This window comes from Gordonia sp. PP30, from assembly GCF_023100845.1.
Classification (GTDB): domain Bacteria; phylum Actinomycetota; class Actinomycetes; order Mycobacteriales; family Mycobacteriaceae; genus Gordonia.
This window is the reverse complement of the sequence record NZ_CP095864.1, coordinates 3,650,444-3,655,819: the sequence shown is the minus strand read 5'-3', so window position 1 is coordinate 3,655,819 and position 5,376 is coordinate 3,650,444. Positions and strand designations below refer to the sequence as shown.

The window sequence follows — 5,376 nt, the reverse complement described above, 5'->3', positions numbered from 1 at the left end:
GTGCGCGTTGATCAATGAGTCGAGTCGAGGTTAGGCGATCTGTTGATCGGTGGTGGCGGGTTCGGGTTGTCCGTTGGTAAGTGACTGTTGTTTGGCTGCGATCGTGCGGCGGAGATCGGCCATGGAGACGTCAGAGAAGTAGCGGCGGGTGACTTGCCATTCGTCGTGGGCCTCGATGACCACGGCGGTGGCCAGGCGCAGGAACGCGGCCGGGTTGGGGAAGATCTCCACGACGTCGGCGCGGCGTTTGATCTCTTTGTTGAGTCGCTCGATCGGATTGTTCGACCAGATCTTCTGCCAGTGCGTCTGCGGGAACGCGCTGAACGCGAGGACGTCGGGTTTGGCCTGGTTCATCATCGCTGCCACTTTCGGAAACGAGGCGGCCAGCGAGTCGGCGACCTGGTCCCATTGGGCAGACAGGTCGGCCGGATCGGTGTGAGCGAAGATCGTGCGGACTGCCGCGGTCACGACCGGGCCCTGTTTACCGGGGACGACCCCGTGCAGGTTCCGCATGAAATGCACGCGGCAGCGTTGCCAGGCCGCGCCGGTGAACTGCTGGGCGACGGCGGCTTTGAGTCCGGCGTGCGCGTCGGAGATCACCAGATGCACGCCGGTCAGGCCTCGGGCTTTGAGGGAGGCCAGGAACTCGCGCCAGAACTCGAACGATTCACTATCTCCCACAGCGGTACCGAGGACTTCACGGGTTCCGGCCGCTGAGACCCCGGTTGCTACGACCAGGGCTTGGGAGACCACGTGGGCGCCGACCCGCACTTTGCAGAACGTGGCGTCGCAGAAGATGTAGGGAAACTCGGTGTGGGTGAGCGAACGCTGCCGGAACGCGGTGATCTGCTCATCGAGGCCACCACAGATCCGGGAGACCTCGGACTTGGAGATCCCGGTATCGACGCCGAGGGCGCGCACCAGATCATCGACATTGCGGGTAGAGACGCCGTGGACGTAGGCCTCCATGATCACCGCATGCAATGCCTGATCGACCCGTCGCCGCTTCTCCAGTAGGGATGGGAAGAACGACCCCGACCGGAGCTTGGGGATCTTCACCGATACATCCCCGGAAGTCGTCGAGATCGTCTTGGCGCGGTGCCCGTTGCGGTGGGTGCAACGATCAACACTGCGCTGGTAACGGCCGGCACCGATCTTCCCGGCCGCTTCGGCCTCGATGAGCGATTGCAAGCCCGCACGGATCAGCTCAGCGAACACCGCACCGGAATCGGCGGAGGCAAGAGCATCGAGCTGAGCGAACAGGGCAGAATGGTCGCGGGTCATCGCGTGGTCCTTGTCTTCGAGTCACTTTTGTCGGTAACTCATTGACCTCTACGCGATGGCCCACCCATCTACAGGGAAGACACCCCGACCCCGGCCCCGAAACCCCACCACTCCACGGGACTTACCCGGCTGGATCGGGTCCATCACGTACGCGACCGACCTGTTCGACCAACCGACGATCGCTCGCTTGGCGGAGCGATTCGTGACGCTGCTCAGTGGGCTCACCAGTCTCCCGGCACGGGCCGTGGGCGATGTCCCGTTCCTGGCGCTTGATGAGGAATTCCGGGCTTTCGAGTTGTCCGCCGGGCCCGAGACTGAGAACGGTCCCACGGAGACGCTGGCAAGTACGCTGGCCGGGCAGATCCTGCGGAAGCCTGATTCGACAGCGGTGATCGTCGGCGATCGCGAGGTCGGATATCGCGAGTTCGGGGCACGGGTAGCGGTACTCGCACGCGAACTGATCGCGGCCGGCGTCGGACCCGACGTCGCAGTCGGAGTGGTGATCGAGCGTTCGTTGGAGATGCTGGTGGCTGTGCACGCGGTGATCGCGGCAGGTGGACAATATGTCCCGATCGACACAGCGGCACCGTCGGACCGAATCGAGTACATGCTCGACGTATCCGGCGCGACTCTCGTTCTTGTCGCCGCGCTCGCGGAGCGACCGGAGGCATTGCGCGCGGAGAGTGGCCGCGCGGTGATCGAGGTCGATGCCGCGGGTACGACCGACCTCACTGCATCGCCTGTCTCAGACGATGAGCGGTCGGCGCTGTTGACCGGCGATCACGCAGCGTACACGCTGTTCACCTCGGGCTCGACCGGTCGGCCGAAGGGCGTTACGGTGACGCAGGCCGGCATCGTCAATCGGCTTTCCTGGATGCAGAAAGACTACGCCGTAACTGAGTCTGATCGGATTCTGCAGAAGACGCCGTACACGTTCGATGTCTCGGTGTGGGAACTCTTCCTGCCGCTCATGTGCGGAGCATCCGTGGTCATCGCCGAGCCTGATGGCCACCGGGATCCGCACTATTTGGCTAAGGCCATCGCGGAACGCAGCGTCTCGGTCGTGCATTTCGTCCCGTCGATGCTTTCGGTGTTCCTCGAAGTGCTCGGCGACTCGGTGCGGGCGCTCGATTCGCTGCGGATGGTGGTCACCTCGGGCGAGGCGCTCACTGCGGCGAATGCTCAAGCACTTCTCGCCGAGCTCCCCGGGGTGCGGTTGGAGAACCTCTACGGTCCCACCGAGGCCGCTGTCGACGTGACAGCGCAAACGGTGTTGCCGGGAGACACTGCGGTCCCGATCGGTCGGCCGGTGGTCAACATCGGCACGCTCGTCCTCGATTCCAGGCTCGTACCCGTTCCGATCGGTGTGGCCGGCGAACTCTACCTGAGCGGCATCCAGCTGGCCCGCGGATACGCCTCCCGGCCGGAGCTGACTGCAGAGCGCTTCGTCGCGGACCCGTACGGGGTGGCCGGCGAGCGCCTATACCGGACCGGTGACCGGGTGCGATGGAATGCCGACGGCGCACTGGAGTACCTGGGGCGCACCGACTTCCAGGTGAAATTGCGCGGCCAGCGCATCGAATTGGGTGAAGTCGAGTCGGTCATCGGCGGGGTCCGCGGCGTCGTGCACGCAGCCGTGACGGTCACAGCGGCGCCGGATGGCGGCGAACACCTCGCCGCCTACATCTCGCCGGCGACGATCGATCTCGATGAGGTGAAGGCGGCCCTCGGACGCGCGCTGCCCGGCTACATGGTGCCGACTGTGTGGTCCGTGCTCGATGAGCTACCGCTGAACGCCGCCGGCAAGATCGACCGCCGCGCACTGCCGCCGATCGACATGCAGCAGCTCGCCGCCGAGTACGTGGCTCCACAGGGCGACGTCGAAGAGCTCGTCGCTGCAGCCTTCGCCGAGGTGCTGGGTGTCGACCAGGTTTCCGCGCTGGATTCGTTCTTCGACCTAGGCGGAAGTTCGCTCGCCGCAGTCAGGCTCGCCGCCAGACTGCGGCAGGCGAGTGGCCGCACCGTCGAATTGCCCTGGTTGTTCTCGCACCCGACAGTGCGGGATCTCGCGTCGGTGATATCGGGTGGCTCCGATGCCAGTGGTGTGCTGATCGCGCTGCGGACTGGAGGGAAGCTGCCCCCGTTGTTCTGCTTTCCTCCGGCTAACGGTGTCGCCTGGGTGTACGGAGGCCTGTTGCCCTATCTCGACGATCGTCCGGTGTACGGTCTGCAGGACCCCGCCGTCGTCGCTGATACGGATCGGTTGTCGACGATCGACGAGTTTGCCGACCGCTATATCGCCGAGATTCGCAGGGTCACGCCTCGGGGCCCCTACTATCTGCTCGGCTGGTCGCTGGGCGGTGTCATCGCCTTCGCGGTCGCCCAGAAGCTGCGGGCCGACGGTGATGAGGTCGCGTTCTTGGGCCTGATGGATCCCGCTGCCGGCGCGCTATACGAAGAACAGGTCTCCGCAGTCGAGCATGCGGCGCTGGTCGCCGAGCTCCGGGCCGACTGGGAGCAGTTGCGTGGCGGCAACGGCGCCGAATCGGCGGCCGACGAGACGCTCGCGGCTCAGTTCGCCGAGGTGTCAGACCTGACTGGACTGGCTCGTCGGATGATCGATGCCTTTGCGGCGGGAGCCGAGTTGCTCGCCGATCACGAGCCGGGCGAGGTGGACGCGCCGGTACTCTTCTTCACTGCTCGTCGCGAACGGCCCGAACGCATCACCGAATACTGGCGGCAGCGGGTGTCCGGTGACTTCGTCAACATCGACGTCGACGTCGAGCACGGGGCGATGGGGTCCACACAGGGATTCAGACTGATTGGACCGGACCTCGGCCGTCATCTGATCGGACCAAAATCGTGATGGTCCGTAACGCGACGCGCCTACCGCGTCGATTCGCATACTGAGTGGTCAGGGCGAGGGTGCGACCGGGCATACCGGGTGCGACCGCGCCGCCGATTGGATGGACCGTCCGAACGGCAATGAATATGCGAGTATCGTTCGGCGTGAATATCCCGAAAGGAACGGCAATGTCACAAGTCAGAGCCTTCGTCGTGCTCTGCGCTGCGCTGCTGATCGCTACCGGACTGCTGGGGGCGGGCCCGGCGTCGGCGGCGCAGTCGCGAATCGTCAGCGTCGAGAACAACGGGCCGCAGCATCAGCGATTCACGGTCTACTCGGCGTCGATGGATCGGAATATTCCGCTCGACGTGTTCCTCCCGCGTGATCAGAGCCGCCCGGCGCCCGTGCTGTACATGCTCAACGGTGTGGCCGGTGGCGAAGGTGAAGGCAACTGGGCCGACAAGACCGATTACCAGAAGTTCTTCGCAAACAAGCACGTCTATGTCGTGACTCCGCTGGCCGGAGGCGGCTCATACTATACCGACTGGCAGCGGGTCGACCCGAAGATCGGCCGGAGTAAGTGGGAGACATTTCTTCTGAAGGAGTTGCCTCCGCTACTCGAGCAGCGGTTCAATACCAACGGCAAGAATGCGATCGCCGGTATCTCGATGGCTGGCACGTCGGTGTTGAATCTGGCCGTCAGAAAGCCGGGACATTTCCAGGCAGTCGCCGCGTACAGTGGCTGCGCCCAGACGAGCGACCCGATCGGCCAGGAGTTCATTCGGCAGGTCATCGAGGGCCGGATCGGAGCGGACATGACCAAGATGTGGGGTCCGCTCAACGGTCCGGACTGGCGTCGGCACGATCCGTACGTCAATGCATACAAGCTGCGCGGCACCTCGCTGTACATCTCGTCGATGTCGGGTCTTCCCGGCCCCGACGAGCAGATTCACTCGCTCGATGACCTCAACCCGAAGATGATCGATCAGATCACGCTCGGTGGTGGAATCGAGGCCGCGATGACGTATTGCACTCTGAACATGCAGCAGCGGCTGAAGCAACTCCACGTTCCGGCGACCATCGTGATCCGGCCGGTCGGCACCCACTCATGGGGGTATTGGGAGCGTGAGCTGAAGGCATCGTGGCCGCAGATCTGGGCAGCGATCCGCTGATCTGCTTACGTTTCTGCTTTGACCGCGCGGTAAAATTCGACTTCGTGCCGAGGTCTCACGCGCGTGAGGCCCTGT

At 64.3% G+C, this 5,376-nt stretch carries 3 protein-coding genes; 2 read left to right on the top strand and 1 reads right to left on the bottom strand.

What is annotated here, in order from left to right; genetic code table 11:
- Positions 1-30 precede the first annotated feature (30 nt).
- Complete coding sequence (locus tag MYK68_RS17120) at positions 31-1,284, bottom strand: IS256 family transposase (RefSeq protein WP_247864952.1); 1,254 nt, start codon at positions 1,282-1,284, stop codon at positions 31-33.
- Between the two features lie 202 nt (positions 1,285-1,486).
- Between MYK68_RS17120 and MYK68_RS17115 the strand changes: the two genes are divergently transcribed.
- Both MYK68_RS17115 and MYK68_RS17110 read left to right on the top strand, forming a co-directional pair.
- A complete protein-coding gene (locus MYK68_RS17115) occupies positions 1,487-4,150 on the top strand; it encodes an amino acid adenylation domain-containing protein (protein ID WP_247864951.1) in 2,664 nt (887 codons plus the stop codon).
- Positions 4,151-4,275: 125 nt separating this feature from the next.
- Positions 4,276-5,301 carry an alpha/beta hydrolase gene (locus tag MYK68_RS17110; RefSeq protein ID WP_247864950.1) on the top strand — a complete coding sequence of 342 codons (1,026 nt, stop codon included), beginning with the start codon at positions 4,276-4,278 and terminating at the stop codon, positions 5,299-5,301.
- Positions 5,302-5,376: the final 75 nt, after the last annotated feature.